The sequence below is a fragment of the Streptomyces sp. NPDC024698 genome (genome assembly GCF_055559015.1).
Genome location: NZ_JBVHLK010000011.1, coordinates 201,659 through 226,791, shown reverse-complemented (window position 1 = coordinate 226,791; position 25,133 = coordinate 201,659). Strand labels below are relative to the sequence as shown.

The following is a 25,133-nucleotide window of genomic DNA, read 5'->3' as shown; positions in this document are numbered from 1 at the left end:
TATCTCCAGCAGCTCGACATGGAGTCCAACGGCAAGTCCGTGGACCGGGACGGCAACCCGGTGGAGTGGCAGACCGGACCGGTGGTGTGGGGCACGCCCGGCACCAACGGCCAGCACGCCTACTACCAGTTGATCCACCAGGGCACCAAGCTGATCCCCGCCGACTTCATCGGCTTCGTCAACCCGGTCGGTGAACTGAGCGACGAACTCGCCGCCCAGCACGACCTGTTGATGGCGAACTTCTTCGCACAGACCCAGGCGCTCGCGTTCGGCAAGACCCCGGACGAGGTCCGCGCCGAGGGCGTTCCCGAGGAACTGGTGCCGCACAAGACGTTCCGGGGCAACCACCCGACGACCACGATCCTCGCCGCCGAGCTGACGCCCTCGGTCCTGGGCCAGTTGATCGCCCTCTACGAGCACAAGGTGTTCGTCCAGGGCGCGGTCTGGAACATCGACTCCTTCGACCAGTGGGGCGTCGAACTCGGCAAGGTGCTCGCCAAGCGCGTCGAGCCCGCCCTCACCGAGGGCGCGGACGTCCCCGGTCTCGATCCCTCCACGGCCGCTCTCGTGGCCGCTTACCGCACTCTCCGGAAGAAGTGAACTGACAATGCAGCTCGGACTCATCGGTCTCGGCAAGATGGGCGGCAACATGCGCGAGCGCATACGCCGCGCGGGGCACACCGTCATCGGCTACGACCGTAATCCGGACCTCGCCGACGTCCACAGCCTCGCCGAACTCGTGAGCGGCCTCGAAGGCCCGCGTGTGGTCTGGGTGATGGTGCCGGCCGGCGCCCCCACCCAGACCGTCATCGACGAACTCGGTGACCTGCTGGAGGCCGGCGACACCGTCGTGGACGGCGGCAACTCCCGCTGGACGGACGACGAGAAGCACGCCGAGGAGCTGGCGGCCAAGGGCATCGGCTTCGTCGACGCCGGTGTCTCGGGCGGTGTGTGGGGCCTGGAGAACGGCTACGCGCTGATGGTCGGCGGCGACGCCGAGAACATCGAGAAGGTGCGGCCCGTCTTCGACGCACTGAAGCCGGAGGGCGACTTCGGCTTCGTGCACGCCGGCAAGGTGGGCGCGGGCCACTTCTCCAAGATGGTCCACAACGGCATCGAGTACGCCATGATGCAGGCCTACGCCGAGGGCTGGGAGCTCCTGGAGAAGGTCGACTCGGTGACCGACGTGCGCGAGGTGTTCCGCTCCTGGCAGGAGGGGACCGTCATCCGCTCCTGGCTGCTCGACCTCGCCGTCAACGCCCTGGACGGCGACGAGCACCTGGACAAGCTGCGCGGCCACGCGGAGGACTCCGGCGAGGGCCGCTGGACCGTCGAGGCGGCCATCGACAACGCCGTTCCGCTGCCCGCCATCACGGCGTCCCTCTTCGCCCGCTTCGCGTCCCGCCAGGACGACTCGCCGCAGATGAAGATGATCGCGGCGCTGCGCAACCAGTTCGGCGGCCACGCCGTCGAGTCGGCGAAGTAGGCAAGGACCATGGGCGATCTCATCCTGGTCCGCCACGGAGAGACGGAGTGGACCCTGACGGGACAGCACACCAGCTGGACCGACCTTCCGCTCACCCATCACGGCGAGGAGCAGGCCAAGTCCCTGGCGCCGTTCTTCGCCGGGCGCTCCTTCGCCCAGGTCCTCGTCAGTCCCCTCGGCCGTGCGGTGCGCACGGCCGAACTCGCGGGGCTCTCCGGGCCGTGCGTCGACCCGGATCTGCACGAGTGGGACTACGGCGGCTACGAGGGGATCACCACCCGCGCCATCCACCGGGCCAGGCCCGGCTGGGTGCTGTGGGACGACGGGGTGCCGCCAGGACCGGACGGCCACCCCGGCGAATCACCGCGCGAGGTGGGGGTGCGCGCCGACCGGGTGCTCTCCCGGGTGGACGCGGCGCTCCGCGACCGCCCCGGTGACGTGGTGCTGGTGGCGCACGCGCACTTCCTGCGGGTGCTCACGGCCCGGCGGCTGGGGCTGCCGCCCGAGTCGGGACGGCTGTTCCAGCTCTCGACCGGGACCGTCAGCCGGCTCTCCAGCGAGCACGGGGACCCCGTGATCGCCGCGTGGAATCAACCGGGAACTTCCGTCACGGTCCGCTAGTTTCCACGGTGCCGCTGTAGAAAACGAAGAGGTATCCGGTCCGCCCGCTCGGGCGGACCGGGCTCTTGACCACATTTTGGAGTTCTCATGGCCCTGTGGGACCGCGTCAAGGAGTCCGCGTCGACGATGCAGACCCAGCTCGTGGCGAAGAAGAACGATCTCAAGAGCGGCGCCTTCCGCGACGCGAGCATGGCCATGTGCGCGCTCGTGGCCGCGGCGGACGGTTCGATCGACCCGTCCGAGCGGCAGCGCGTGGCCCAGCTCATCGCCACGAACGAAGTGCTCCAGAACTTCGACGCCATGGACCTCCAGCGCCGTTTCGACGACAACCTGAACAAGCTGACCGCCGACTTCGCCTTCGGCAAGGTCAGCGTCCTCCAGGAGATCGCCAAGGCGAAGAAGAAGCCCGCCGAGGCCCGTGCGGTCATCCAGATCGGCATCGTCATCGGCGGCGCCGACGGCGACTTCGACAAGACCGAGCAGGCCGTCGTGCGGGAGGCGTGCTTCACGCTCGACCTGCCGCCGCACGAGTTCGACCTGTAGGACACCGGTTCACCGCCTTCGCTCGCGGCGCCCCTTCGGGCGAGCCGATCGCCGGCCCGCTCCTAGAATCGCGGGCACCGATCGACTCGCCCGAAGGAAGCCGATGAACAGCGCCGCGGAACCGGCACGAGCAGACGGGCGGATGCGCGACGCCGCCCGCACCCGGGCCGAGATTCTCGACGTGGCGACCCAGGAGTTCTCCCGCGCCGGTTTCGCGGGCGCCCGGGTCGACGAGATCGCCGCCCGCACCAGCACCACGAAGCGGATGATCTATTACTACTTCGGCGGGAAGGAGCAGCTCTTCACGGCGGTCCTGGAGCGCGCCTACGCGGTGATCCGGCAGGCCGAGGAGGAGCTGGACGTCGAGCGCCTGGACCCGGTCGCGGCCATCCGCCGGATCGCCGAGCTGACCTTCGACCACCACGAGGCGCACCCGGACTTCATCCGCCTGGTGAGCATCGAGAACATCCACGAGGCCGAGCACATCGCCACCTCGGAGAAGCTGGGCACGACCGGGTCGCCGGCACTCGCCCTGATCGGCCGGACACTGACGGCCGGCCGGGCGTCGGGTCTGTTCACCGCCGAGGTCGACGCCGTGGACGTGCACGCGATGATCAGCGCGTTCTGCTTCTTCCGGGTCTCCAACCGCCATACGTTCAAGGCCCTGTTCGGCCGCAACCTGGTCGCGCCCGGCCGCCGGGAGCACTACCGCGCGATGCTCGGCGACATGGTCATCGCCTATCTGACCGCCGATCGCGCGACAGACTGAGGACCGGGAACCTCGCGCGCACGGCGCGTGTCCGCGAAACTCCCGGTCGACTCCCGTTCAGCGTCCGGGAATGCCGTACGCCCGCTCCACGTGCAGCCGCAGCACCAGCCTGCCGTCGCGGACCATGGCGGCACGGTAGTCGTCCCAGTCCGGGTGCTCACCGAGGACGTCCCGGTAGACCCGGACGAGCTCGTCCACGGTCTCGTCGTGCGGATCACCGGCCACCGGCGTCAGCTCGGCCGTACCCTCCACGACCGTGTAGGCCCACCGGTCCGCACTGGTCACGTGGTACGAGGCCCGTGGGTCACGGCGCAGATTGCGGGTCTTGGCGCGGTCGTCGGTGAGCGACACGCGGATGATCTTCTCGTCGGGGTAGTACACATGGCTGACGTTCGACAGCTGGGGCCGGCCGTCCTTCTTGAGGGTGACGAGCACCCCGCCCTTGTACTCCGAGAGCAGCTTCAGCAGTGCGTCCTGGGTCGCTTCCTCAGTCATATCCGCGTCAACGCTCCGGATCCCGCACGTCATTCCGCACGACCGGCCCCCTCCATCCGTAGACAGTGTCTACCGACGGCTGGTAGACACTGTCTATGGGCGAGCCGGAGACCAGCGACCTCAGGACGCGGCTGATCGACGCCGGAGTCGATCTCGTGACGGCGGAGGGCGCGCAGGCGCTGACCCTGCGGGAGATCGCACGCCGGGCGGGGGTCTCGCACGGCGCGCCACGCCGCTGGTTCCCGACCCATGTGGAGCTGCTGTCCGCCATCGCGCGCCGGGGCTTCGCCGACCTCCAGGACCGCGCGGCGAAGACGGCCGACGGCGCGGGGACCGACCCCCGCGCCCGGCTCACCGCCCTGGCGGAGGTGTACCTGGACTTCGCGCTCTCCCACCGTGGCATGTACGAGCTGATGTTCCGTCACGATCTGCTGGAGAGCGGCCGGCTGGGACTCCGCGAGACCAGCCTGCCGATGTTCGAGACGCTGGTGGACCTCGTCGGCCGGGTGCGCCCGGAGGCCGACCCCCGCGTCCTGGCCGGCGCCCTGTGGGCGAACCTGCACGGCATCGCCCAGCTGTGGGGCTGGGGGAGCCTGCCCCTCGCCACGGGCGCCGCCGACCACGTACCCCTGCTGAACGCCGCGCTCGACGCGCATCTCGGACCGGAGGACCGTCGATGACACCGGTCTCCGGCAGTGCCGTGGGCGATCGCTCCCCGGAAGCGCGCCCCGCCGCACGGCGCACGGCGCGCCGCGGGATCACCCTCGCGAGCAGCGTCGTCGGTGCGGTGATCGTCGCCCTCGACGGCACGGTCCTCACCGTCGCGCAGCCCACCATGCAGGGTGACCTCGGCGCCTCGTTCGCGCGGGTCCAGTGGACCAGCACCGGATATCTCATCGCGGTGGCGGGCCTGTTGGTGTTCTCGGGGCGCCTCGGGGACCGCTACGGGCATCAGCGGATCTTCGCCCTCGGCATCCTGGGCTTCGGGGCGGCCTCCGCCGGAATCGGTCTGGCGCCCGGCATCGGATGGGTGATCGCGCTGCGGGTCGTCCAGGGCGTCTTCGGCGCGCTGTCGCAGCCAGCCACCCTGGGCATGCTGCGCGCCGCGTACCCGCCCGAGCGGCTGGGGACGCCGATCGCGCTGCGGGCGAGCGCCATCGGTGTCGCCGCGGCCGCCGGTCCCCTGCTCGGCGGCGCGCTGGTCGGGCACTTCGGCTGGCGGTCGGTCTTCTTCCTCAACGTTCCGCCCGCCCTGGCGATGGGCGTCGCGGCGCTCACCGTGCGGACCCCGGCCGTCCCGGAGCCCCCGACCGGCCGGTCCTCGGCAGGCGGCGGTCTGGACGTTCCGGGCGCCTGTCTGCTCACCGTCGCCCTGGCCGCCCTGGTGCACACCCTGGTCTCGGTGCCGGGAACGGGCTGGACGGCGGCGACCGTGGCGGGACTCGTCGTGGCGGCTGCCGCTGGCACCGCGTTCCTGCGGCGGCAGCGCCGGGCCGCGAGCCCGCTGGTGCCGCCCGAGATCCTCGGCTCGGCGGTCATCGGCGCGGCGCTCGGCATCCTGGTCCTCGTGTCCGCCGCCCTGCTCGGCACCCTGTTCGTCGCCAGCTACTTCCTCCAGCGAGCCCTGGGCCTTGGCCCGCAGGCAGCGGGTCTGCGGGCGCTGCCGGCCGGAGCGATGATGATTCTCGGAGCTCCCCTGGTCCCCGTCCTGCTGCGGGGGCTCGGCCCCCGCCGGACCGCCGTGGCGGGAACAATCGTCCTCACACTCGGTGTCCTGCTCCTGGCCCGGCTCGGGCCAAAGTCCGCGGCCTTGCCCGTCGCCTGTGCGTTTCTGCTGCTGGGCGCCGGTTTCGTCACGGTGATGGTGACCGCGACGGCGGTCGTCGTACGGCACGCGTCCGCCGCGTCCGCCGGTGTCGCGGGCGGGCTCCAGCAGACGGCGATGAACATCGGGCCCACGGCGGGGATCGCGGTGGCGGCCACGCTGATGTCGCAGACGCCCGGCGCCGCCATCGGCCCCCCGCTGACCGTGCTCGCCGGGTTCTCCGCGGCCGGAACCCTGCTCGCCCTGGGGCTTCCGGGGCACAAGGACACCATGAGCACCGCCCGGGGACGCCCGGCCGACGTCTCACCAGCACGTTAGGGACGATGAAGCACACGAGCCGCGGTCCGGAGGAGAACCATGGGAGATCTGCGACAGGAAGTCGAGCCGGGATCGGTCGGCCTCGATCCCGGGGCGCTGGAACGGCTCGACCGGCACTTCGCCGCGCTGGTCGACGAGGGCCGGCTCCCCGGCTTCCTGGTCGCCGTCTCCCGGCACGGGCAGGTCGCCCACCTCACCACGTACGGCCGGCGTGACCTCGCGGCCGGACTCCCGGTGCGGAGCGACACGTTGTGGCGGATCTACTCCATGACGAAGCCGGTCACCTCGGTCGCCGCGCTGATGCTGATCGAGGAGGGCCGCCTCGGACTCGACGACCGGGTGGCCGACTTCCTGCCGGCCTTCGCCGAACCGCGCGTGTACGCGGGCGGGGCGGGCCCCGACACGAGGACCCGGCCCGCGGAACAGCCCATCCTGATCCGGCACTTGCTGACCCACACCGCCGGTCTGACCTTCGGCTTCTACCGCACGCATCCCGTCGACGGCCTCTACCGCGACGCCGGTGTGGAGTCCTCGGTGGCACCGGGCGCCGACCTGGCCGAGACCTGCGAGGTGTACGCCCGGCTGCCGCTCCAGTTCGAGCCCGGCACCCAGTGGAACTACTCGGTGGCCACCAACGTCCTCGGCCGGGTCATCGAGGTGGTGTCCGGCCAGGACCTCGACGAGCACCTGCACCTGCGCGTCCTCGGGCCCCTCGGCATGACGGACGCCGGATTCCAGGTCAGCGACGAACAGGCGGGCAGACTGGCCGAGTTGTACGGACAGGACACCGCGGGGGAGCTCACGCCCGTCGCCGGTCTCCCGCTGCGCGGCCGGCCCCGCTTCCTGTCCGGCAGCGGCGGCATGGTCGCCACGGCCCACGACTACCACCGCTTCATGGAGATGCTGCGCCGCCGCGGCGAACTCGACGGAACCCGGCTGCTGCGCCCCGCCACCGTCGACCTGATGGCCGCCAACCAGCTTCCCGGCGACGCCGACCGGCTCTCCTTCGGCAGCCAGGTCCACCGGGAGCCCGGCAACGCGGGCCTCGGCTTCGGTCTGGGCGTCTCGGTCGTGGTGGACCCGGCGGCCACCCGGGCGCCGTCCAGCGAGGGCGCGTTCGGCTGGAGCGGGGTGGCGACCACGACCTTCTGGGTGGACCCGCGGCGCGATCTGACCGTGCAGTTCATGAGCCAACTGCGCCCGAAGGGTTCCCATTCGGTCTTCCCTGAGCTCAAGCGGCTGCTGCACGAGGCGGTACGGGCCTGATCACCGGGGCTCGTCCGATCGAGGCGGTACGGGCCTCATCAACGCGGGCCGATCCGATCGGCGCGGGACGGTCCCGGTCACCCCGGGGCCGTCCGGTTGACGCGGTAGACGTCCCGTACGCACAGGTTGAGCAGGGACGCGGCCACGATCACGCCCGCGCAGACGAGAAGCACCTCACGGTCCGACCAGGCGCCGGCCGCCAGCGCGGCGAGCAGGTAGCCGAGCGGGATCGCGCAGCGCTCCCCGACGCTGTTGAACGCGGCGGCCCTCCCCAACTCGGCCTCGGGAACGTGCAGTTGGAACGCGGTGGTCCACGCCACGATCGCGATGTCGAGACCGACGCCCGCGACGAGGGCCGCGGCCAGGACGGCGGGCAGCGGCAGCGCGAGCCCCATCGCCGTCAGCGGCAGGAAGAGCAGGGCGGCGGTGCACACGGCGACGGCGAGCAGCCGGTACGGCTTCCACCACAGGCACACCAGCGCCCCGGCCAGCAGCCCGAGCGCGAACGCCCCCTGGACCAGCCCCCAGGAGCTCGCTCCGGAGTAGAGCCGCGCGGCGAGAACCGGTCCGAGCAGCTGGAATCCGGCCAGCCAGGCGGCGACCACGACCGTCCCGGCCAGCGTGTACGTCCACAGCCAGGTGCGGGAGCGGAATCCGGACCAGCCCGAACGCAGAGCGCCGAGGACACCGCCCACGGCGACCGGTGCGTCCAGGCGCAGTCCGTGCAGCAGCAGGGCCGCGACCAGGAAGGTGAACGCGTCCCAGGCCAGCGCCCAGCCCGGTCCGCACAGGGCGACGACCAGCCCGCCGGCCACGGGTCCGAGCACCCGTACGGCGTTGGTCGGCAGTCTGACCAGCGCGTTGGCCCGCTGGAGCTGTCCGGGCTCCACCAGCTGGTTCACCACGCCCTGGCCGGCCGGCACCGTGAACGCCACGGCGACTCCCGAGAGGAAGCCGCAGGCGGCGATGGAGCCGGTCGAGGCCGTGCCGGTCAGCACCACGGTCGCGAGGGCCGCCTGGGCGACCGCCGCGCCCAGGTTGCCCAGGAGCAGGATCCGGCTGCGGGACATCCGGTCGGCGAGCACCCCGCCCAGGAGCAGGAAGGCGATCGTCGGAACGGTGTTCACGGCGAGCACCAGGCCGAGCGATCCGGCTCCGCCGCCCTGCCCGATCACGGCGTAGGCGAGCGCGATCGGAGCCATCGCCGATCCCGTCGCCGAGATCAGGCCGGCCAGCACGAACCGGCGGAAGGCGGCGCTGCGCAGGGGTGCCGTCCCTGCCCTCGGCCCCCGCGCCGCCGCCTTCGTCTCCGTCGTGCCGCTGTGGTCGTCGGCTTCCGTCATTCCTCGGTGACGACCGTCTTCGCCGACCCGGCGAAGATGGCCTTCGCCCACTCCTCGCCGTCCAGGTGCGGCAGGTAGTGGTCGAGGCGCTCCCGCTTGGTCAGCAGGTAGGTGAGATTGTCCTCGCACGGCGGTATCAGGAGCGGCACCTGCTCGGCGACCTTGATGCCGTTGCGCAGCAGCGACTCGCGCTTGCGCGGGTTGTTCGACAGCAGGCGCACGGACCGTACGCCGAGGTCGTGCAGCATCTCCGCCGCCACCCGGTAGTCGCGGGCGTCGACCGGCAGCCCGAGGGCCACGTTCGCCTCTACGGTGTCCAGGCCCTCCGCCTGGAGCTTCATCGCCTTGAGCTTGGCGAGCAGGCCGATGCCCCGGCCCTCGTGGCCGCGGAGGTAGACGAGGATTCCGCGACCCTCGGCCACGATGGCCTGGAGCGAGGCGGTGAGCTGGGGGCCGCACTCGCAGTGCTGCGAGCCGAAGGAGTCGCCGGTGAGGCATTCGGAATGCAGCCGGGTCAGGACGTCCCCCTGTCCGAGGGTGTCCAAGTCGCCGTGCACGAGGACGACTTGTTCCTCGCCGAGGTCGTGGTCGAGGAATCCGACGGCGTGGAAATCGCCGTACACGGTGGGCAGCGGGGCAATCACGACTCGTTCGACACCTGTGAGGTGGGCATTCCCGCCGAGTACGCCAAAATTATCTGTCATGATCTGGTTCCTAAGCAGAGTCGAAAGGGCCGTGAGAGATGAGTAGTTCGGGAACACGCGTGATGGCGTCGGGTGTGCTGTCACTGGACACCACGGAGGATGTCCGCGAGCGGGGGTCCGGTGTCGCCCGCCAGGTCGCCGTCCTTCCCGTCGGCAGCCTCGAACAGCACGGCGCGTACCTGCCTCTGACGACCGACACACTGGTGGCGTGCGCCATCGCGCGGGAGATCGCGGCCGCCTATCCGGTGCATCTTCTTCCTCCGGTGACGATCTCCTGCTCGCACGAGCACGCCGACTGGCCGGGCACCGTCAGCATTTCCTCCGTGACGCTGTACGCCGTCGTCCGGGACATCGCCGCTTCGTTGCGGCGATCCGGCGTCGACACCCTGGTCGTGGTCAACGGGCACGGAGGGAATTACGTCCTGGGCAATGTGGTCCAGGAATCCGCGGGCACCGGTACTCGCATGGCGCTTTTCCCTGCCGCGGAGGACTGGGAAGGCGCGTGTGAACGGGCCGGTGTGCAAACGTCGTTGCTCACCGATATGCACGCCGGAGAAATCGAGACGTCCATTCTCCTGCATGCCCATCCGGAATGCGTCAAAGACGGTTATGAGACCTCCGATTTCGTCGCCGACGACCGCCGGCATCTGCTCACCCTCGGCATGTCGGCCTACACCGAGTCCGGGGTCATCGGCCGTCCCTCGATGGCCGGCGCCGAGAAGGGGAAGGAACTCCTGGCCGGGCTGACCGAGGCCTTCGGAGCGTATTTCTCCCTGGTGACGTCCGAGTCGCTGCACTGATCAGCCCCTCCCGCGCTCTCCTCGCGGGGGCGCCGGAGCGCGGCACCCCACCGCACGACCAGAACCACGGCGCCGGGCAGGGCCGCCGCGAAGCTGAGCACCCCGTAGATCACCGCGACGGTCAGGCCCATGCCGGCGCCGAGTCCGGCCGCGCCGAAGGCCCAGGCGGTGGCGCCCTCGCGGGGGCCCCACCCGCCGACGTTCAGCGGCAGTCCCATGGCCAGCAGGGCCAGCAGGGCCAGCGGCGTCAGCACGGCGACGGACGCGGCGGATCCGGCGGCCCGGGCGGCGAGCACGAACATCGCCAGATGCCCGGCGAGCACCAGGGCCGACGAGAGCGCGACGCCCGGCCAGGCGCGCCGGGCCAGCAGGGCGCCCCGGGCCTCGACGAGCGCGCCGCGGACGGCTCGGTAGCGTCCGGTGCCGGAGGATCCCCGCCGCCGGCGGACGACGGCGAACGCCGTCGCGCCGCACAGGGCGACGATCGCGAGGACCAGCGCGGTCTCACGGGCCCGGGCGAGCACGGGTGACGGCTGGGTGAGCAGCACCACCGCGCCGAAGGCCACCAACACGGCCTGTCCCGCGGTGCGTTCGAGCACCACCGAGCGCACGCCCCGGCCCATGTCACCGGCGCTCTGCCCGTGCCGCACGGCCCGGTGCACATCGCCGAGGACCCCGCCGGGCAGCGCGGCGTTCAGGAACAGCGCGCGGTAGTAGTCCGCGACGGCCGCGCCCAGCGGGAGTTCGATGCGCAGCTCGCGCGCGACCAGGCACCACCGCCAGGCGCTGAACACGGTGGTGAGCAGCCCGATGCCGATGGCCGCCGTGAGCGTGGTGCCGTCGATCCTGCGTAGCCCGTCCACGAACACCCCGGTACCCAGGCGCCAGAGCAGCACTCCGAGGATCAGGACGCCCGCGGCGGTGCCGACGTGCTTGCGGACCCGGCCGGACACGCGCCGGACGGGGGAGGCCGCGTCGGCCGCGGGGCTCCCGGAGCCCGCTGCCGGTGCGGGGGCCGGTGTCCGCGCGGCGGGCGCACCGGACTCCGCGGGGTGGTTCGGGGGCGGGCCGTCGAGGTCCGGGGTCACGGCCGCCGGGGCGACGGACGGGCCCAGTGTCTCCAGGCCCGCGCTCACGTCGCACCCCCGGCGGGGTGGGGCAGCGCCAGCACATCGCTGTGGTGGACGACGACCCGCAGCTCGCCCGCGGCGCAGGCCGCCAGCCGGGACTCCAGATACGCCTCCGCGCGTTCCGCGAGCTCGGGGCGCTCCTCCACGGCGGCGCCGACCCAGCCGCGCAGCCACTCCGCGGTGAGGGCGGCCTCCTCGCGGCCGAGCCGCCAGGGGCTCGGGTGCACCCGTACGGTCGCGCCGTAGCGGGCGAAAGCCTCGCAGGCGGCGGTGACGGCGTCCGGGCCGAGCAGTTCGCCGCGCCGCTGGTGGGCGTTGAACGCCTCGGTCATCTCGGCGTCCAGCGGGTCGGCCGGGCCGAGTTCGACGCGGCCGGCGACCGACAGCGTGAGCAGGGCGGGCACGCCCGCGCCGGCGCAGGCCGCCGCGAGCCGGTCGATCTCCTCGGCGGTGAGCACGTCGAGCAGTGCCGACGCCGTCACCAGGGAGGCGCCGGCCAGGGCGTCCGCCGTCAGCCGCCCGATGTCACCGCGCTGGGTGGTGACACCGACATGGCTGCCGTCGGCCGCGGCCTTGGGGGCCCCGACCGTGGCGAAGTGAAGGAGGTACGGGTCCCGGTCGTGCAGGATCCAGTGCTGGGCGCCGTCGAGCCGGGGCGCCAGCCAGCGGCCCATGGAGCCGGTGCCGCAGCCGAGGTCGTGGATGGCCAGGTCACCGCGTCCGGGCCGGTTGGCCAGCCGGATGCGCAGCGGGTCGAGCAGGTCGACCGCGCGCGCGGCGGCGTCGGCGGGTTCGCGCAGCTGGAGCCACTGGGGTGCGTAGCGGACCTCTTCGGTGTCAGGGTCGCCGACTCGCTGACCGGGCACGCCCGACCTCACCTTCTCCTCGGGGGCGCGGAAGTCCGGCCCGCCCGTGGCCTTCTCCTCCGGGGTGCCGGAGTCCGGCCCGCTGGTGGGAGTCGTCGCGGTACTCACGCCGCCCTCCGGGGTTCCTGGGGCAGCCGGCCGAGCACACCGGCCAGGCTGCGCGCGGTGGTCGCCCATCCGTCGAGCGCGGCGCGCCGTCCGCGGGCGGCGGCCTTCAGCCGGCGGCGGACGTCGGCCTCGCCGAACCAGCCGCGCAGCTCGGCGGCGAGGGCCGCCGGGTCCTCCGGGGGCACGAGGATGCCGGGGACTCCGCCGTCGGGGGCACGGCCCACGGCCTCGGGCACACCGCCGACGTCCGTGGCCAGCACCGGGATGCCACGGGCCAGGGCCTCGGTCACGGCCATGCCGTAGGTCTCGGCGTAGGAGGTGAGGACCATGAGGTCGGCGGAGGCGTAGCTGGCGTCGAGTTCGGCTCCGGCCTGGGGCCCGGCGAGGTGCAGCCGGTCGCCGAGGCCGTGCTTCGCGATCAGGGCGCGCAGCTGGTCGACGTAGGCCGGGTCCTGGGTGAGCCCGCCGACGCAGACGCAGCTCCAGGGCAGGTCGGTGACGGTGGCGAGGGCCTCGATGAGCCGGTGCTGGCCCTTGCGCGGGGTCATCGCGGCGACGCACAGCAGCCGGGAGACACCGTCGGTTCCGGAGGCGAGCGGGGCGATGTCGGCGCCGGGGGCGGCGGCGTGGACCCGGTCGGGGGCGAGGCCGTGGTGGGCGACGAGGCGGCGGACGGCCCATTCACTGGTGGCCACGACGGCGGACACGGCCCGCAGGGTCGTTCGTTCCAGGGCGTCCAGCTCGGCGGCCACGGCGGGTTCGAGTCCCGTCTCGTCGCCGAGCGGCAGGTGGACGAGGACGACGAGACGCAGCCGGTCGGCCTCGGGGGCGACGATCTCGGGGACTCCGCAGGCGACGATCCCGTCGAGGAGGACGACCGTGCCGTCGGGGAGGTCGGCCAGGGTCCGGGCGAGTTCCGTGCGGGCGGCGGCCGTGGGGCGGGGCCACTCGCCGGGCAGGACGTGCCGCTGCACGTGCCAGCCGAAGCCGGGCAGGTCCAGGCAGAGCCGCCGGTCGTAGGCGTTGCCCCCGCTGGGCGTGGCCGGGTCGTCGACGCCGCCCGGCATGACGAAGTGCACGGTGCGCAGGGACATGGGGATGATCTCGGCGTTCTTGAGAGCCGCGTTCTGCACGGGAACGTAGTTCAGGGCGCCGGGCCCGGCGGCGCGGCCGGACGCCGGGGAGGCCTGGTCCAGGGTCACGTCGGTCACAGGGCACGCTCGTAACTCGCCCAGGCGATGTGCGACTCGTGGAGGGTGACCGTGATGCCGGTGAGGCCGCGGGCGCCCGCGCCGAGGGCTCCGGCGTGCACACGGTCGGCGAGCCGGTCGGCGACGACCTTCGCCAGGAACTCGGTCGAGGTGTTGGTGTCCTTGAAGTCCGGCTCGCTGTCGAGATTGCGGTAGTTCAACTCGCTCACGACGGCGCCGAGCTCCTGCGTGGCCAGTCCGATGTCGACGACGATGTTGTCGTCGTCCAGCTCGGGGCGGCGGAAGGTGGCGTCCACCAGGAACGTCGCCCCGTGCAGACGCTGCGCGGGTCCGAAGACCTCGCCACGGAAGCTGTGGGCGATCATCAGGTGATCGCGGACGGTGATGCTGAACAACGGACGACCCTCCAGGTGCGGTGCGTCTGATCCCCTGCCGGGATCACGTCGTGTAGTACGGCTGCCCGGTTCACCTTGTTCAGCCGGGCGTTGCCCTTTCTTCGGAGTCCGTGGAGGTCAGGCCGGTTCTCGTCGGCTCAAACCTCTTCGTAGGCGACCCGGTGACACAGGGCGGGTGTCGATCCGGAGGCCAGTTTCCCCATCACGTCGGGGAGTTCGCCGAAGGAGCACTCGCCTGTGATCAGGGCGTCGAAGGCCGGATCGGCGAGAAGTTCGAGCGCGAGCGCCAGCCGGTCGGCGTACGTCCTTCCGGCCCGGCCGGAGGGGGAGACCGAACCCACCTGGCTGCTGCGCAGGGTCAGCCGGCGCGAATGGAACGCCTCTCCGAGCGGCAGGGCGACCCGGCGGTCCCCGTACCAGCTCAGCTCGATGACGGTCCCCTCGTGGGCCAGCAGCCCGAGGGCGAGGTTCAGTCCGGCCTCGGTGGCGCTGGCGTGCACGACGAGGTCGAGTTCGCCCTCGGCGTCCTCGGGGAGCGCGAAGCCGACGCCGAGCGCGCGGGCGACGGCACCGCGTGCCGGGTCGGCGTCCACGAGCTGGACCCGGACTCCGGGGAAGCGGGCGAGCAGGGCGGCGACCGAGCAGCCGACCATGCCGCCACCCACGACGGCGATCCGGTCGCCGATCAGCGGGGCGGCGTCCCACAGGGCGTTGACCGCGGTCTCGACGGTGCCGGCGAGGATGGCGCGGGAGGCGGGCACCGACTCGGGTACGAGCGTCACGGCGCTCACCGGGACGACGTACCGCGTCTGGTGCGGGTAGAGGCAGAAGACCGTCCGCCCGAGCAGATGCGCGGGCCCTTCCTCCACCAGGCCGACATTCAGGTAGCCGTATTTGACCGGAGCGGGGAAATCGCCGTCCTGGAACGGCGCGCGCATCGAGGCGTGCTGGTTCTCGGGGACTCCCCCGCGGAACACGAGGGTCTCGGTGCCCCTGCTGACTCCTGAGTAGAGCGTACGGACCAGGACCTCGCCCTCCGCGGGCGCGGCGAGGGTGACGTCACGGAGCTCGCCGTGGCCCGGAGACGCGAGCCAGAAGGCGCGAGCTGTGAGTTCCATGAGCGTCCCCCTGAACGATTCCGCAGCTCTTCACGTACGGAGCAGTGACAAGTCGCGCACACGGTACGCGGCGTTGATCGAATCTGTCATTCGGCCGGAGGATCTGCGGTGGCCCTGAACAACATGTACGGCGCGAGGCTTCCCCAGCAGGAGACCATGGTGGGGGCCGGCGTGCAGCTCCTGGTCCTGGCTCTGCTGGGCACGGCGATCGGGATGGGGCCCGCGGGCTGGCTGACCGGTCTGGTCTTCGCGTTCGCCACCTGGGCGGTACTCACCCGCGCGCTGCGGCGCACACGGCCCCGCTCCTTCGGACCCGCCAACCGGGTGACGCTCGGCCGCGCGATCCTGGTGGGCGGTGTCACCGCGCTGGTCGCGGACTCCTTCGAGAGCTCGCCGCCGGTGAGTCTGCTGGTCGGCCTGACGGCGGTCGCCCTGATCCTCGACGGTGTCGACGGCAAGGTCGCCCGGCGCACGGGCACGTCCTCGGCGCTGGGCGCGCGTTTCGACATGGAGGTGGACGCGTTCCTGATCCTCGTGCTGAGCGTGTACCTCGCGATGTCCCTCGGCCCGTGGGTGCTGCTGATCGGCACGATGCGGTACGCGTTCGTCGCCGCCGCCCGGGTGCTGCCGTGGCTGAACGGCGAGCTGCCGCCGAGCATGGCGCGCAAGACGGTGGCGGCCCTCCAGGGCGTCATCCTGCTGGTCGCGGGCTCCGGACTCCTGCCCTACGGCGTCGAGGCGGGCGCCGTGCTGACGGCGCTTGCACTGCTCGTGTGGTCCTTCGGCCGCGACATCCTGTGGCTGTGGCGGCAGGGCGGGCAGCGGCCCGTCGAGCGGACCCCGGAGAACCGCGAGTGCCACGAGCGGGTGCCGTCGCGGGAGCTGGTCAGCGCGGGTTCCGCGGGCCACGCGTAATAGCTGACGGATATTGTCAGGTTTCGCCTCCACAGTGGTGCTCACCGACACGGTGAACGTGTCCCGAGCGGGAGGTGTGGCATGGCGATGCACACGGTCGAGTCCGACGTGGCGGGTCCCTGGTCCCTGGAGAACAGCAGGGCGTTCTGGGAGGAGATGGCACCCGTGCCACCCGCCGTGACCGCAGGTGCGGGGGCGGCGCTGCGGACCGTCTTCCACGCCGACGCCGACTGGCGGCGGGTCGGTGCGGACGTGACCCAGCGCGGGTCCACCGCCCGGATCACGGTCACGGGAGACGGCGATCTGGACGCAGCCGCCGAGCAGGTGCGCCGCTTCCTGTCCCTGGACATCGACGCCACCGGCTGGCCGGAGGTCGGCGACCGCGATCCGGTGATCGGCCGGATCCAGGCGCGCCGGCCGGGGCTTCGCCCGTGCGGGTTCCACTCTCCCTACGAGGCCGCCTGCTGGGCGGTACTGACCCAGCGCACCGGAATGCCGGCCGCCCGCGCGATGCGCGGGGACCTCATCTCCGCCTACGGCACCGGCGGCGCGTTCCCCGCGCCCGGGGCCCTGCTCCGGCTGGACGCCGAACTGCCCTGGCGCAAGACCGAATACCTGCACGCCGTCGCACGGTCCGCGCTCGACGGAGTTCTCGACGGCGCCCGGCTGCGGTCCCTGGAGGCCGGGGACGCGATGCGGCAGGTGCGGCAGGTCAAGGGACTCGGCGCCTTCGCCGGTGAACTCGTCGTGGTCCGGGGGGCCAACCACCCCGACGTCCTGCCGACCGAGGAGCGCAGGCTCGCCGCGGAGATCGCCGAACAGTACGGAAGCGACCGCGACTTGGCCGAGATCTCGGAGAAGTGGCGGCCGCTGCGCACCTGGGCCGCGCTCCATCTGCGGATCCTGCGCGGTGAGCGCCTCGACAGCGGAGGGTCCCGTACCGAACGGCCCGGGGGCGCCCAGAAATAGCGGACGTACGCACGACATTCACGATCTGTCATGGCCGGGAACGAACATCGACTGACTAGACTACGCACCCCCGTGCACATGATCGCGCCAGGCGCGGGCAAGGCCGTTCCCGAAGGGTTTCGACGCTTGATAGCCATCGAAGATGTCAGCAAGCGATACGCCGACGGCACGGTGGCCGTCGATCGCCTGTCCCTCCAGATACTGGACCACTCGATCACCGTTCTCGTCGGACCTTCGGGCTGCGGCAAGACCACCACCCTCCGCATGATCAACCGCATGATCGAGCCGAGCAGCGGCACGATCCGGGTCGACGGCGAGGACATCCGCGCCCGGCCCGTCAACACCCTTCGGCGCTCCATGGGTTACGTCATCCAGAACGCCGGCCTCTTCCAGCACCGCACGATTCTCGACAACATCGCCACCGTGCCCCGGCTGCTCGGCTGGTCGAAGCAGCGGGCCCGGGAGCGCGCGGCGGAACTGATGGAACGGGTCGGCCTCGACCCGGCCATGGCCCGCCGCTACCCCTACCAGCTCTCCGGCGGCCAGCAGCAACGGGTCGGCGTCGCCCGCGCGTTGGCGGCCGACCCGCCCATCCTGCTCATGGACGAGCCGTTTTCCGCGGTCGACCCCGTCGTACGCCGGGGGCTTCAGGAGGAGTTGCTGCGCATCCAGAGCGAACTGGGCAAGGCCATCGTGTTCGTCACCCACGACATGGACGAGGCCATCACCATCGGCGACCGCATCGCCGTCCTGCGCACCGGCGGCAAGCTCGCCCAGTTCGCGGCGCCCGACGAGATCCTCTCGGCGCCGGCCGATGCGTTCGTCGAGGAGTTCCTCGGCTCCGACCGGGGCATCCGCGGGCTGTCGTTCCTCTCCACCCGCGAGCTCGAACTCGACCGCTCCCGGGTCTTCCCCGTCGGCTCGGACTGGCGGGAGATCGCCGGACGCGCACCCGAGGGAACGCCCGTGCTGGTCACCGACGCCGGCGGCAGGCCGCTCGGCTGGGCCGACCCCGGCAGCTGGGACGGGCAGGCCGAGGCCCTGGAACCGTACGGCCCGAGTTTCGAGGTGGGCCGTGACTCGCTGCGGGTCGCCCTGGACCGTGCGGTGCTGTCGCCGACCGGTCAGGCGGTCGGCGTCGACGATTCCGGGAAGGTGCTCGGGGTCGCCGGGCAGGAGACGGTGGCCGCGGCGATCCGGTCGGCCCGGCGGCGACGGGCGGCGGACGCCCCCGAGGACGCGCCGACGGTGAAGGCCGGGCGATGAACGGGTTCTTCGACATCCCGAGCGCCATCCAGCACAGCTACGGCGGTCTGATCGCGCTCCATCTCCAGGAGGCACTCGTCCCGGTGCTGGCCGGGCTGCTGCTCGCCGTGCCGATCGGACTGCTCTGCGTCCACTTCGACTGGCTCTACGCGCCGGTGCTGTGGACCTCGACGTTGCTCTACGCGATCCCCTCCATCGCCTTCTTCGTGGTGCTCATCGACTACACCGGGCTGAGCCAGTTGACGGTGATGATCCCGCTCTGTCTGTACAGCCTCGTCGTGCTCGTCCCGGCGGTGGTCGACGGGGTCCGCTCGGTCTCCGAGGAGACCAACGCCGCCGCCACCGCCATGGGCATCGGCCTCGTGCGCCGCTACTTCCAGGTCCAACTGCCCATCGCCGTACCGGCGATCATGGCCGGGCTGAGGGTGGCCGTCGCCTCCAGCATCAGTCTGGTGAGCGTCGGCGGTCTGATCGGCAACCAGGGGGCGTTCGGAAACCTCCTGATCTACGCGCAGTTGTACGGCCTCCCCCGGCTCGCCGTGACCGCGGTGGTCACCACCGCCGCTCTCGCGGTCGTGATCGACGCCCTGCTGGTCCTGCTGCGGCGGGTCCTCACCCCCTGGCAGCCGCCGTCCGGCGGCGGAGCCGGGCGCCCCGCCCCCGCGGACGCCGCCGCCCCCACGCCGGAGGGCGTCTCGTGAACGTACTGAACTTCATGCAGTCCTTCTTCAGCGACGGCGCGCACTGGCACGGCTACGACGGCATCCCGCAGCGGGTGTGGGAGCACGTCCAGTACACGGCCGCGGCCCTGGCGATCGCCTCGCTCATCGGGCTGCCGATCGGTCTGGTCACCGGGCACACCGGGCGCGGCGGCAACGCGCTGGCCTTCCTGTCCACCGCGGCGCGCGCGCTGCCGACCTTCGGGCTCCTGGTCCTGATGTTCGTCTGGCTGGGCCTCGGGATCGTGCCGGTGATGATCCCGCTCGTGGTGCTGGCCATCCCGCCGGTCCTGATCACCACCTACGAGGCGATCCGCACGGTGGACCCCTCCCCCGTCGACGCGGCCCGCGGCATGGGCATGACCGAGGCGCGGATCCTCTTCCAGGTCGAGGTCCCGGCCGCGCTGCCGCTGATCCTCAGCGGGCTGCGCTCGGCGACGATCCAGATCGTCTCGACGGCGACGATCGCGGCCTACGTGTCCCTCGGCGGGGTCGGCCGGTACATCCTGGACGGCCTCTACCAGCACGACTACGAGAAGGTGGTCGGCGGAGCCGCCCTCACGGCCGGACTCGCGCTGCTCGTCCTCATCCTGTTCTGGGCGGTGGGCCGGGTGGCGGTCTCCCCGGGGGTACGCAGGCGCCGGGCCGCGTAGAGCACGCGTGGGCGATCCGGCGGGGGCGGCTCTCGGGTCGTCCCCGTCCGCGTCGCCCGGCCCCGCCGGACGGGGGACAGCCGTGTGACCGCGTACGCACGGGGGCCTGCCGCGGCGCGGGTCCCCTCAGTCCTTCTCCCGGGACCGCGCTCCGGCTTCCGCCCTGGCCAGGGCGTGTTCGAGGACGACGAGCAGGGCGTCCCGCACGGAACCCCGGTCGCGTGCGTCGAACACGGTCAGCGGCACATGGTCGGCCACGTCGAGGGCCCACCGTACGTCGTTCAGATCGTGTTCGACCTTGCCGTCGAAGGCGTTGACGGCCACCGCGAAGGGGATCTGGCGGTGTTCGAAGTAGTCGACGGCGGCGTAGCAGTCGTCGAGGCGCCGGGTGTCGACGATGACGAGTCCGCCCAGCGCGCCCTCGACGAGGTCGTCCCACATGAACCCGAACCGCTCCTGACCGGGGGTGCCGAACAGGTAGAGCTTCAGCGTCGGGTCGAGGGTGACACAGCCGAAGTCCATGGCGACGGTCGTCGTCACCTTCTCCGGGGTGTGGCTGAGGTCGTCGACACCGGCGGCGACCGAGGTGATGGACGCCTCGGTGGTCAGCGGCTCGATCTCGGAGATCGCCCCCACCGTGGTGGTCTTGCCCACGCCGAAGCCGCCCGCGATCACCATCTTCACCGGCAGCGGCGGCCGTGGGCGCCCGTCGTCATCCCTCACGGATCGCGCCCCGGGAGTCGGGGACAGCTCGGAGACCATCGATCACCCTTCGCAGAACAGTGACATCGCGGTTGGAGCGGGCCTGCGGTGCGTACAGAGCCAGTTGACCATCGGCACGGAGATCGTCGGCGAGAACCCGGACCACATTCAAGTGCATCCGGAGTCTCGCCGCGATCTCCGCGAGCGACTGCGGCTCACGGCAGACCGAGATGATGTCGCGGTGCTGGTCGAACACGAAGCGGTCCAGCGTCGCCAGTCCCGCATCGGTCGCCACCACCTGTGTCTCGATCGGGATGGGCGGAACGAGGCTGTCGCCGCCTGCGATCCGCCCCGCGGTCAGCAGGAACGGCCGGACGACCGATGCGGGGCGCTCCACCCCCCACTCGGCGTCGCCGCCGGCCAATGGCTCGCCGGACGTCATCACGTCCTCCCCCTTCAACTCACCGCGCGTCACTGGTCATGTGACGCGCCGTCGGACATCAGCCGGCCGGTGCGATGCCCACGGTTCTCTTGAGCTCCATCACGAGCTGCGGACTGAGCACCGCACCGGCCCGGTTGGCGAACAGGGTCATCTCGTACGCGATGTTGCCGAGCTTCGCCTCCTTCGAGGCGACCACGCCGAGCACGGCTCCGGCGCCGAGCGCGGACACCAGCACGTGGCCTTCCTCCAGGTCGATGATGACCTTGTTGAGGCCGCCGAGACCGTAGTTGCCGGAGGCCCCCATGGCGAGGCTGGTGATTCCGGAGACGATCGCCGCGAGCCGCTCGGAGTCCGCCTGGCCGCGCTGCTGGGAGACGGCGATGAGCAGTCCGTCGGAGGAGACACCGATCACGTCGACGACCCCGGCCGTCTCGGTGGCGAACCGGTTGAGCAGCCAGTTGAAGTCGGCCGCGGCGGTCTTCACGTCCGCCGCGGGTTCCGCTGTCGGGGACTCGGGCCCGCCTGTCCACATGGTCACGTGCTCATGCCTTCCGGGGAAGAGGGTCTTCTGTTCAGGGGGTCGGTGCCGGCCGGTCCGCGGGCTCTGCCGTCCGGCCGGATCACCGCTGTCGTGTGGTCCTCGGCCGCGCTCTCGCGCTCGGCCCGCAGGACGGCGGCCTCGAACTCGTCGATCTCGGAGCGCGCCGCCTCGGCGTCCGTGGGCTGCCAGGACGGCGGCCTGCGGTGGGTGGGCGGTTCCGTGGGCCGGGGCAGCCGGCTCGACGCGGTGGCGGCCGACAGGGTCGCCCCGCGCACCCGGCGGCGCAGCGGTCCCGTGTCACCGGAGCGCGCCGGACCGGTGGGGGCCTGCTCGGCTCCGCTTCCGGGCCGGGCGCCGCCGTGCGTCGTCGCCCGCTCCGCCCCGGTGTCCGCCGCCTCCGAACGGCGGGCGTGGCCCGCGGACTCGGCGGTGCTGGACCAGGAGGGCACCCGGCGGGGCAGGCCCGCGGGACCCGGCGGCGCCTCGACCCGCGCCTTGCGCGGCTCACTCGGACCGGGGCGGCGCGCGGGCGGCTCGATCCGCGGAGCCCGCTCGGCGGCGTGGCCCTGCTCACGGGAGACGAGGTGGACCGCGGGCACCGCGACGGTGGCGGTGACGCCGCCCCCCGGGGTGCGGGACAGGGCGACCTCGATGCCCCAGCGCCGGGACAGACCGCCGACCACGAACAGGCCGAGGACCTCGGTGGGCGCCAGGTCGAGGCGCTCGCGCCGGATCAGCCGGGCGTTCTCCTGCTCCAGCCGCTCGGGGCTCATGCCGAGACCGTGGTCGATGATCTCGACGAGGGCTCCGCCGCCCTGGTGACGGGGCCGCAGGACGACCTCGACACCGCTGGTCGCCGGGGAGAACATGACGGCGTTCTCCAGGAGTTCGGCCAGCATCAGGGTCAGGTCGCCGACGATGTCGGGGACGACGGTGACATCGCCCTCGGCGTGCGGGGTGACGCGCTGGTAGCCCTCGATCTGGCCGAGCGCGGCGCGGACGATGTTGCTCAGGCGCATCGGCTCGGTGTTGAGGCCGGTCTCGCTGATACCGGCGAGCAGCATGAGACTGTCGGCGTTGCGCTGGAGGCGGACGGCGATGTGGTCGATGCGGTAGAGCCGGTCGAGCACCTCGGGGTCGGTCTCCCCGCGCTCCACCGAGTCGATCAATGCGAGTTGACGTGCGGTCAGGTTGCTGACGCGCCGGCCCACGTTGCCGAACATCTCGGCGATGTTGCGCCGGCTGACGACCTGGCGTTCCAGCAGAGCGCTCGCGGTGACCTGAACCTGGTTGAAGGCCTCGGCCAGTTCGCCGATCTCGTCGCGTACCGGCACGGGGACGGCCTCAAGACGCGGCGGGCTCGCGTCGTCGGCGTCGTCGTCCGCGACGCGGGCGAGTTCGCTCTTCGCGGCGCCCGCCACGTGCTGGGCCGCCGCCGTGAGGGTGCGCACGGTCCGCACGACGGAACGCCGGGTCATCACGGAGAACAGCAGCCAGGCGGCGAAGGCGGCCAGGATGCCGGCGACCAGCCAGACCACCCGCCACCAGGCCGCGTTCGAGGCGGACTGGGCGTTCGCGGCGATCCCGGCGATCAGCGACTGGACGATCTTCAGCCGGTTCTCGGCCTGCCGCTCGTAGGTGGGTCCTGCGCGCAGTGCCTCGTCGAGCGCGGCCCGCAGCTGGGTCGCGTTCTCGGCGACCAGCGCTCCGGTGTCGACCTGGAGCGCGGCCCAGTGCTGGGTGATGACGCTCTGGTACGGGCTGTGCTCGATCTCGGCGAGGTCGGTGCCCTGTTCCGGTCCCGCGAACCGGGTGAACCGCTCGGCCTGGTAGGTGTACTGGTCGTAGTCGCCGACCGCGCCGGTGAACTCGATGAGCGCGTTGGCGTCGCGGGTACGGGCGGCGAAGACGCTGGTCTCGAAGGAGGCGTGGGCGGTGTCGGCGCGCAGCAGCGCGTCGAGCAGATTGCCCGCGGACGCGGAGGACTCGCTGCCCGAGCGGCCGAGACCGAGGCCGTCGATGAGTCCCTCGATCACCGATCCGTAGGCCGGGTCGATGTTGTCGGCGGGGATGGGCCCCTGCTCGACGGTCTTGCGGAGGCTGTCCAGGCCTTCGAGTTCCTTGAGCGCCGCGGCCTCGCCGTCGGGCAGCCGGTCGCCGTAGGCGGCCCTGACCGCTTCGATGCGGGCGTCGACCTGGTCCTGCGCGGCGAGGTAGGCGGCGGTGTCCGGTGCGCCCTTGCCCGAGCCGGCGGCCTCGTAGCGCAGGGAGACCAGGAGCGCCTGCCGGTGCTCCGTCTGCACGGCGTCGATGAGTTTCGTCACCTGCGTGCTGTCGCGGACGAGTTGGGCGGTGTCGGCGGCGGACCGGGCCTTGCCCATCTCACCGGAGACGACATAGGCGAGCATCACGGAGATGACGGCGAGCGGCACGATCACCAGAACGTTGAGCTTCCGGCGGAAGGGCCAGCGGTCCAGCAGGGATGGTGTCCGGCCGGTCCCGAGAGCAGTGGACGGCTGCCCCGAGGCGGCTTTTCTGTGCGCGGGCACCCAACCTCCTTGACTTCATTCCCCGTTGGAAGCCCTAAAGCAGGCCTGCATGGATCAATGGTCACGAGCAGCACGATCGGGCCGACAAGTGGAACGGGGCCCTCGACGCGGCCAACACTAGCGGCTGCCGTCAGACTACGGCCATGATCAACCGAAAAGTGGCACGCGAGGACGCCTGGTTCGCTCCTGTTTCGATCAGGTTGCGCCTACGGGCTGAAGCTGCGCGGTCCCCTTCGGTGATCTATTCGTGTCTTGACGGTGGTTGAGGTGGCTAGATTGGATCGACAGGACCGCCACCCGCGCCCACCGGCCGCCGACGCCCCACCGATTGCCAAGTCTGGATGACCAACGTGACCATCGCCAGAAGCACTCGAACCTCCGCAACCTCCGCTGTTTCCCTGCTGGTTGTGGCCGCCGCCGCGCTGACGGGCTGCGGCTCCTCCGACGACGGCAACGGCAAGGACCCGTTGAAGGGCGACACCGCCAAGGCCGGTACGGTCGTGGTCGGTTCCAACAACTTCCCCGAGAGCTTCCTGCTCGCCGACATCTACGGCGAGGCCCTCAAGGCCAAGGGGATCAAAGTCAGTTACAAGCTGAACATCGGCAGCCGCGAGACCTCGTACGGCCTGATCAAGAACGGTACGATCACGGTCCTGCCGGAGTACAACGGCGCGCTGCTCGCCTACCTCGACGCCAAGGCCGCTCCGACGTCCGTCGACGAGACCAGCCAGGCCATCTCGGCCAAGCTGGACCCGAAGCTCTCGCTGCTGGAGCCGTCCAAGGCCGAGGACAAGGACGCGATCGCCCTGAACGAGGCGACGGCCAAGAAGTACAACCTGACCACCAAGTCGAGCATCAGCGACCTCGCCTCCGTGGCGAAGGACCTGGTCGTGGGCGGCTCGCCGGAGTTCCAGACCCGGCAGCAGGGTCTCAAGGGCCTGAAGTCCGTATACGGTCTCGATTTCAAGAGTTTCAAGGCACTGGACGCGGGCGGCCCGCTCACCGTGGCGGCGCTCAAGGGCAACAACATCCAGGCCGCGGACATCTTCACCACGGACCCCGGAATCGGCAAGAACAAGTTCGTCGTGCTCCAGGACTCCAAGAATCTCTTCGGATTCGAGAACGTAACTCCGCTGACATACAAGAGCGGTCTGCCCGCGGCCGGGGTCGCGGTGCTCAACGACGTCTCGACGAAGCTCGACACCGAGACCCTGGTGAAGCTCAACAGCGATGTGCAGAACGGCAACAAGGACCCGCTGAACGTGGCCAAGGACTGGCTGGCCTCGGTGGGACTGGGCTGACGCCGACGCAGGCAGCCGGTTGACGGGTGCCCACGGGCCGGGAGGACCTCCTCCCGGCCCGGCCTTTTTTGAGGGGAC

General features: G+C 71.5%; 26 protein-coding genes and 1 pseudogene. 15 read left to right on the top strand and 12 right to left on the bottom strand.

Annotation, left to right across the window (positions count from 1 at the left end; translation table 11 throughout):
* The 5 genes from ACZ4AA_RS24655 to ACZ4AA_RS24635 form a co-directional block, all read left to right on the top strand.
* Nucleotides 1-600, top strand: a 600-nt coding sequence (locus ACZ4AA_RS24655) for a glucose-6-phosphate isomerase (RefSeq protein ID WP_467606615.1), incomplete at its 5' end; no start/stop codon positions are given.
* A gap of 7 nt (nt 601-607) precedes the next feature.
* Entirely contained in the window at nt 608-1,486 is an 879-nt protein-coding gene (gene gnd / locus ACZ4AA_RS24650; RefSeq protein ID WP_467606612.1) for a phosphogluconate dehydrogenase (NAD(+)-dependent, decarboxylating), read from the top strand.
* Between the two features lie 9 nt (nt 1,487-1,495).
* The gene (locus ACZ4AA_RS24645) at nt 1,496-2,107 is read left to right on the top strand and encodes a histidine phosphatase family protein (protein ID WP_467606608.1); all 612 of its coding nucleotides are present in this window, start codon (nt 1,496-1,498) and stop codon (nt 2,105-2,107) included.
* 87 nt (nt 2,108-2,194) lie between these two features.
* Entirely contained in the window at nt 2,195-2,650 is a 456-nt protein-coding gene (locus ACZ4AA_RS24640; protein ID WP_355978438.1) for a tellurite resistance TerB family protein, read from the top strand.
* 103 nt (nt 2,651-2,753) lie between these two features.
* A complete protein-coding gene (locus ACZ4AA_RS24635; RefSeq protein WP_467606603.1) occupies nt 2,754-3,419 on the top strand; it encodes a TetR/AcrR family transcriptional regulator in 666 nt (221 codons plus the stop codon).
* Between the two features lie 57 nt (nt 3,420-3,476).
* Here ACZ4AA_RS24635 and ACZ4AA_RS24630 read toward each other — a convergent pair whose 3' ends face one another.
* Entirely contained in the window at nt 3,477-3,914 is a 438-nt protein-coding gene (locus tag ACZ4AA_RS24630) for a PPOX class F420-dependent oxidoreductase (protein ID WP_467606600.1), read from the bottom strand.
* Nucleotides 3,915-4,009: 95 nt separating this feature from the next.
* On the opposite strand from ACZ4AA_RS24630, the gene ACZ4AA_RS24625 reads away from it, so the two are divergent.
* The 3 genes from ACZ4AA_RS24625 to ACZ4AA_RS24615 are packed head-to-tail and all read left to right on the top strand — an operon-like array spanning nt 4,010 to nt 7,323.
* Nucleotides 4,010-4,594, top strand: a complete 585-nt coding sequence (locus ACZ4AA_RS24625) for a TetR/AcrR family transcriptional regulator (RefSeq protein ID WP_467606595.1) — start codon at nt 4,010-4,012, stop codon at nt 4,592-4,594.
* Complete coding sequence (locus tag ACZ4AA_RS24620; RefSeq protein ID WP_467606591.1) at nt 4,591-6,057, top strand: MFS transporter; 1,467 nt, start codon at nt 4,591-4,593, stop codon at nt 6,055-6,057. The genes ACZ4AA_RS24625 and ACZ4AA_RS24620 overlap by 4 nt, the downstream gene beginning before the upstream one ends.
* A gap of 39 nt (nt 6,058-6,096) precedes the next feature.
* Nucleotides 6,097-7,323, top strand: a complete 1,227-nt coding sequence (locus tag ACZ4AA_RS24615) for a serine hydrolase domain-containing protein (RefSeq protein WP_467606588.1) — start codon at nt 6,097-6,099, stop codon at nt 7,321-7,323.
* 77 nt (nt 7,324-7,400) lie between these two features.
* Here ACZ4AA_RS24615 and ACZ4AA_RS24610 read toward each other — a convergent pair whose 3' ends face one another.
* Together ACZ4AA_RS24610 and ribA are read right to left on the bottom strand one after the other, a co-directional pair.
* Nucleotides 7,401-8,588 carry an MFS transporter gene (locus ACZ4AA_RS24610; protein WP_467606668.1) on the bottom strand — a complete coding sequence of 396 codons (1,188 nt, stop codon included), beginning with the start codon at nt 8,586-8,588 and terminating at the stop codon, nt 7,401-7,403.
* 74 nt (nt 8,589-8,662) lie between these two features.
* The gene (ribA, locus tag ACZ4AA_RS24605; RefSeq protein WP_467606583.1) at nt 8,663-9,370 is read right to left on the bottom strand and encodes a GTP cyclohydrolase II; all 708 of its coding nucleotides are present in this window, start codon (nt 9,368-9,370) and stop codon (nt 8,663-8,665) included.
* 38 nt (nt 9,371-9,408) lie between these two features.
* On the opposite strand from ribA, the gene ACZ4AA_RS24600 reads away from it, so the two are divergent.
* Complete coding sequence (locus ACZ4AA_RS24600) at nt 9,409-10,170, top strand: creatininase family protein (RefSeq protein WP_467606580.1); 762 nt, start codon at nt 9,409-9,411, stop codon at nt 10,168-10,170.
* A 95-nt stretch (nt 10,171-10,265) separates the two neighbouring features.
* On the opposite strand, the pseudogene ACZ4AA_RS24595 reads toward ACZ4AA_RS24600, so the two are convergent.
* The 5 genes and pseudogenes from ACZ4AA_RS24595 to ACZ4AA_RS24575 all read right to left on the bottom strand — a co-directional run.
* Nucleotides 10,266-11,123, bottom strand: a pseudogene (locus tag ACZ4AA_RS24595) (lysylphosphatidylglycerol synthase transmembrane domain-containing protein); the annotation flags it as partial.
* A gap of 179 nt (nt 11,124-11,302) precedes the next feature.
* The gene (locus tag ACZ4AA_RS24590; RefSeq protein WP_467606577.1) at nt 11,303-12,274 is read right to left on the bottom strand and encodes a class I SAM-dependent methyltransferase; all 972 of its coding nucleotides are present in this window, start codon (nt 12,272-12,274) and stop codon (nt 11,303-11,305) included.
* On the bottom strand, nt 12,271-13,485 hold the full coding sequence (locus tag ACZ4AA_RS24585) for a glycosyltransferase family 4 protein (protein WP_467606573.1): 1,215 nt from the start codon (nt 13,483-13,485) through the stop codon (nt 12,271-12,273). The genes ACZ4AA_RS24590 and ACZ4AA_RS24585 overlap by 4 nt, the downstream gene beginning before the upstream one ends.
* Nucleotides 13,482-13,880 (bottom strand): 6-pyruvoyl trahydropterin synthase family protein, encoded by a 399-nt coding sequence (locus ACZ4AA_RS24580; protein ID WP_467606567.1) that lies wholly within the window; start codon nt 13,878-13,880, stop codon nt 13,482-13,484. Before ACZ4AA_RS24580 ends, ACZ4AA_RS24585 begins: the two co-directional genes overlap by 4 nt.
* A 137-nt stretch (nt 13,881-14,017) precedes the next feature.
* On the bottom strand, nt 14,018-14,998 hold the full coding sequence (locus tag ACZ4AA_RS24575) for a zinc-dependent alcohol dehydrogenase (protein ID WP_467606563.1): 981 nt from the start codon (nt 14,996-14,998) through the stop codon (nt 14,018-14,020).
* A gap of 108 nt (nt 14,999-15,106) precedes the next feature.
* On the opposite strand from ACZ4AA_RS24575, the gene ACZ4AA_RS24570 reads away from it, so the two are divergent.
* The 5 genes from ACZ4AA_RS24570 to ACZ4AA_RS24550 all read left to right on the top strand — a co-directional run bounded on the left by ACZ4AA_RS24570 (nt 15,107) and on the right by ACZ4AA_RS24550 (nt 19,520).
* Nucleotides 15,107-15,913, top strand: a complete 807-nt coding sequence (locus ACZ4AA_RS24570; protein WP_467606560.1) for a CDP-alcohol phosphatidyltransferase family protein — start codon at nt 15,107-15,109, stop codon at nt 15,911-15,913.
* Between the two features lie 81 nt (nt 15,914-15,994).
* Complete coding sequence (locus ACZ4AA_RS24565; RefSeq protein ID WP_467606556.1) at nt 15,995-16,882, top strand: DNA-3-methyladenine glycosylase family protein; 888 nt, start codon at nt 15,995-15,997, stop codon at nt 16,880-16,882.
* Between the two features lie 126 nt (nt 16,883-17,008).
* A complete protein-coding gene (locus tag ACZ4AA_RS24560) occupies nt 17,009-18,148 on the top strand; it encodes an ABC transporter ATP-binding protein (protein WP_467606553.1) in 1,140 nt (379 codons plus the stop codon).
* Nucleotides 18,145-18,849: an ABC transporter permease gene (locus tag ACZ4AA_RS24555; RefSeq protein WP_467606550.1), complete on the top strand. Its 705-nt coding sequence runs from the start codon at nt 18,145-18,147 to the stop codon at nt 18,847-18,849. The genes ACZ4AA_RS24560 and ACZ4AA_RS24555 overlap by 4 nt, the downstream gene beginning before the upstream one ends.
* The gene (locus tag ACZ4AA_RS24550; RefSeq protein WP_467606547.1) at nt 18,846-19,520 is read left to right on the top strand and encodes an ABC transporter permease; all 675 of its coding nucleotides are present in this window, start codon (nt 18,846-18,848) and stop codon (nt 19,518-19,520) included. The genes ACZ4AA_RS24555 and ACZ4AA_RS24550 overlap by 4 nt, the downstream gene beginning before the upstream one ends.
* Nucleotides 19,521-19,646: 126 nt before the next feature.
* Here the strand turns inward: ACZ4AA_RS24550 and ACZ4AA_RS24545 are convergent, their stop codons facing one another.
* From ACZ4AA_RS24545 to ACZ4AA_RS24530, 4 genes are read right to left on the bottom strand one after another with little or no spacing between them, the layout of a single operon-like run.
* Nucleotides 19,647-20,282 (bottom strand): GTP-binding protein, encoded by a 636-nt coding sequence (locus ACZ4AA_RS24545; protein WP_467606544.1) that lies wholly within the window; start codon nt 20,280-20,282, stop codon nt 19,647-19,649.
* A complete protein-coding gene (locus tag ACZ4AA_RS24540; protein WP_339132494.1) occupies nt 20,233-20,664 on the bottom strand; it encodes a DUF742 domain-containing protein in 432 nt (143 codons plus the stop codon). Before ACZ4AA_RS24540 ends, ACZ4AA_RS24545 begins: the two co-directional genes overlap by 50 nt.
* Nucleotides 20,665-20,722: 58 nt before the next feature.
* Nucleotides 20,723-21,196 (bottom strand): roadblock/LC7 domain-containing protein, encoded by a 474-nt coding sequence (locus ACZ4AA_RS24535; RefSeq protein WP_467606662.1) that lies wholly within the window; start codon nt 21,194-21,196, stop codon nt 20,723-20,725.
* Nucleotides 21,197-21,198: 2 nt separating this feature from the next.
* Nucleotides 21,199-23,754, bottom strand: coding sequence for a sensor histidine kinase (locus ACZ4AA_RS24530; RefSeq protein WP_467606539.1), 2,556 nt, complete (start codon nt 23,752-23,754; stop codon nt 21,199-21,201).
* Between the two features lie 341 nt (nt 23,755-24,095).
* Between ACZ4AA_RS24530 and ACZ4AA_RS24525 the strand changes: the two genes are divergently transcribed.
* Nucleotides 24,096-25,055, top strand: a complete 960-nt coding sequence (locus ACZ4AA_RS24525) for an ABC transporter substrate-binding protein (RefSeq protein ID WP_467606535.1) — start codon at nt 24,096-24,098, stop codon at nt 25,053-25,055.
* Nucleotides 25,056-25,133: the final 78 nt, after the last annotated feature.

Bases quoted from the DNA above. Each gene is read 5' to 3' on its own strand.
- ACZ4AA_RS24555 (WP_467606550.1), top strand. From the start codon at position 18,145: ATGAACGGGTTCTTCGACATCCCGAGCGCCATCCAGCACAGCTACGGC.
- ACZ4AA_RS24565 (WP_467606556.1), top strand. From the start codon at position 15,995: ATGGCGATGCACACGGTCGAGTCCGACGTGGCGGGTCCCTGGTCCCTG.
- ACZ4AA_RS24525 (WP_467606535.1), top strand. From the start codon at position 24,096: ATGACCAACGTGACCATCGCCAGAAGCACTCGAACCTCCGCAACCTCC.
- ACZ4AA_RS24640 (WP_355978438.1), top strand. From the start codon at position 2,195: ATGGCCCTGTGGGACCGCGTCAAGGAGTCCGCGTCGACGATGCAGACC.
- ACZ4AA_RS24620 (WP_467606591.1), top strand. From the start codon at position 4,591: ATGACACCGGTCTCCGGCAGTGCCGTGGGCGATCGCTCCCCGGAAGCG.
- ACZ4AA_RS24535 (WP_467606662.1), bottom strand. From the start codon at position 21,196: ATGTGGACAGGCGGGCCCGAGTCCCCGACAGCGGAACCCGCGGCGGAC.
- ACZ4AA_RS24545 (WP_467606544.1), bottom strand. From the start codon at position 20,282: ATGGTCTCCGAGCTGTCCCCGACTCCCGGGGCGCGATCCGTGAGGGAT.
- ACZ4AA_RS24630 (WP_467606600.1), bottom strand. From the start codon at position 3,914: ATGACTGAGGAAGCGACCCAGGACGCACTGCTGAAGCTGCTCTCGGAG.
- ACZ4AA_RS24600 (WP_467606580.1), top strand. From the start codon at position 9,409: ATGAGTAGTTCGGGAACACGCGTGATGGCGTCGGGTGTGCTGTCACTG.
- ACZ4AA_RS24615 (WP_467606588.1), top strand. From the start codon at position 6,097: ATGGGAGATCTGCGACAGGAAGTCGAGCCGGGATCGGTCGGCCTCGAT.
- ACZ4AA_RS24645 (WP_467606608.1), top strand. From the start codon at position 1,496: ATGGGCGATCTCATCCTGGTCCGCCACGGAGAGACGGAGTGGACCCTG.
- ACZ4AA_RS24540 (WP_339132494.1), bottom strand. From the start codon at position 20,664: ATGACGTCCGGCGAGCCATTGGCCGGCGGCGACGCCGAGTGGGGGGTG.
- ribA (WP_467606583.1), bottom strand. From the start codon at position 9,370: ATGACAGATAATTTTGGCGTACTCGGCGGGAATGCCCACCTCACAGGT.
- gnd (WP_467606612.1), top strand. From the start codon at position 608: ATGCAGCTCGGACTCATCGGTCTCGGCAAGATGGGCGGCAACATGCGC.
- ACZ4AA_RS24575 (WP_467606563.1), bottom strand. From the start codon at position 14,998: ATGGAACTCACAGCTCGCGCCTTCTGGCTCGCGTCTCCGGGCCACGGC.
- ACZ4AA_RS24625 (WP_467606595.1), top strand. From the start codon at position 4,010: ATGGGCGAGCCGGAGACCAGCGACCTCAGGACGCGGCTGATCGACGCC.
- ACZ4AA_RS24635 (WP_467606603.1), top strand. From the start codon at position 2,754: ATGAACAGCGCCGCGGAACCGGCACGAGCAGACGGGCGGATGCGCGAC.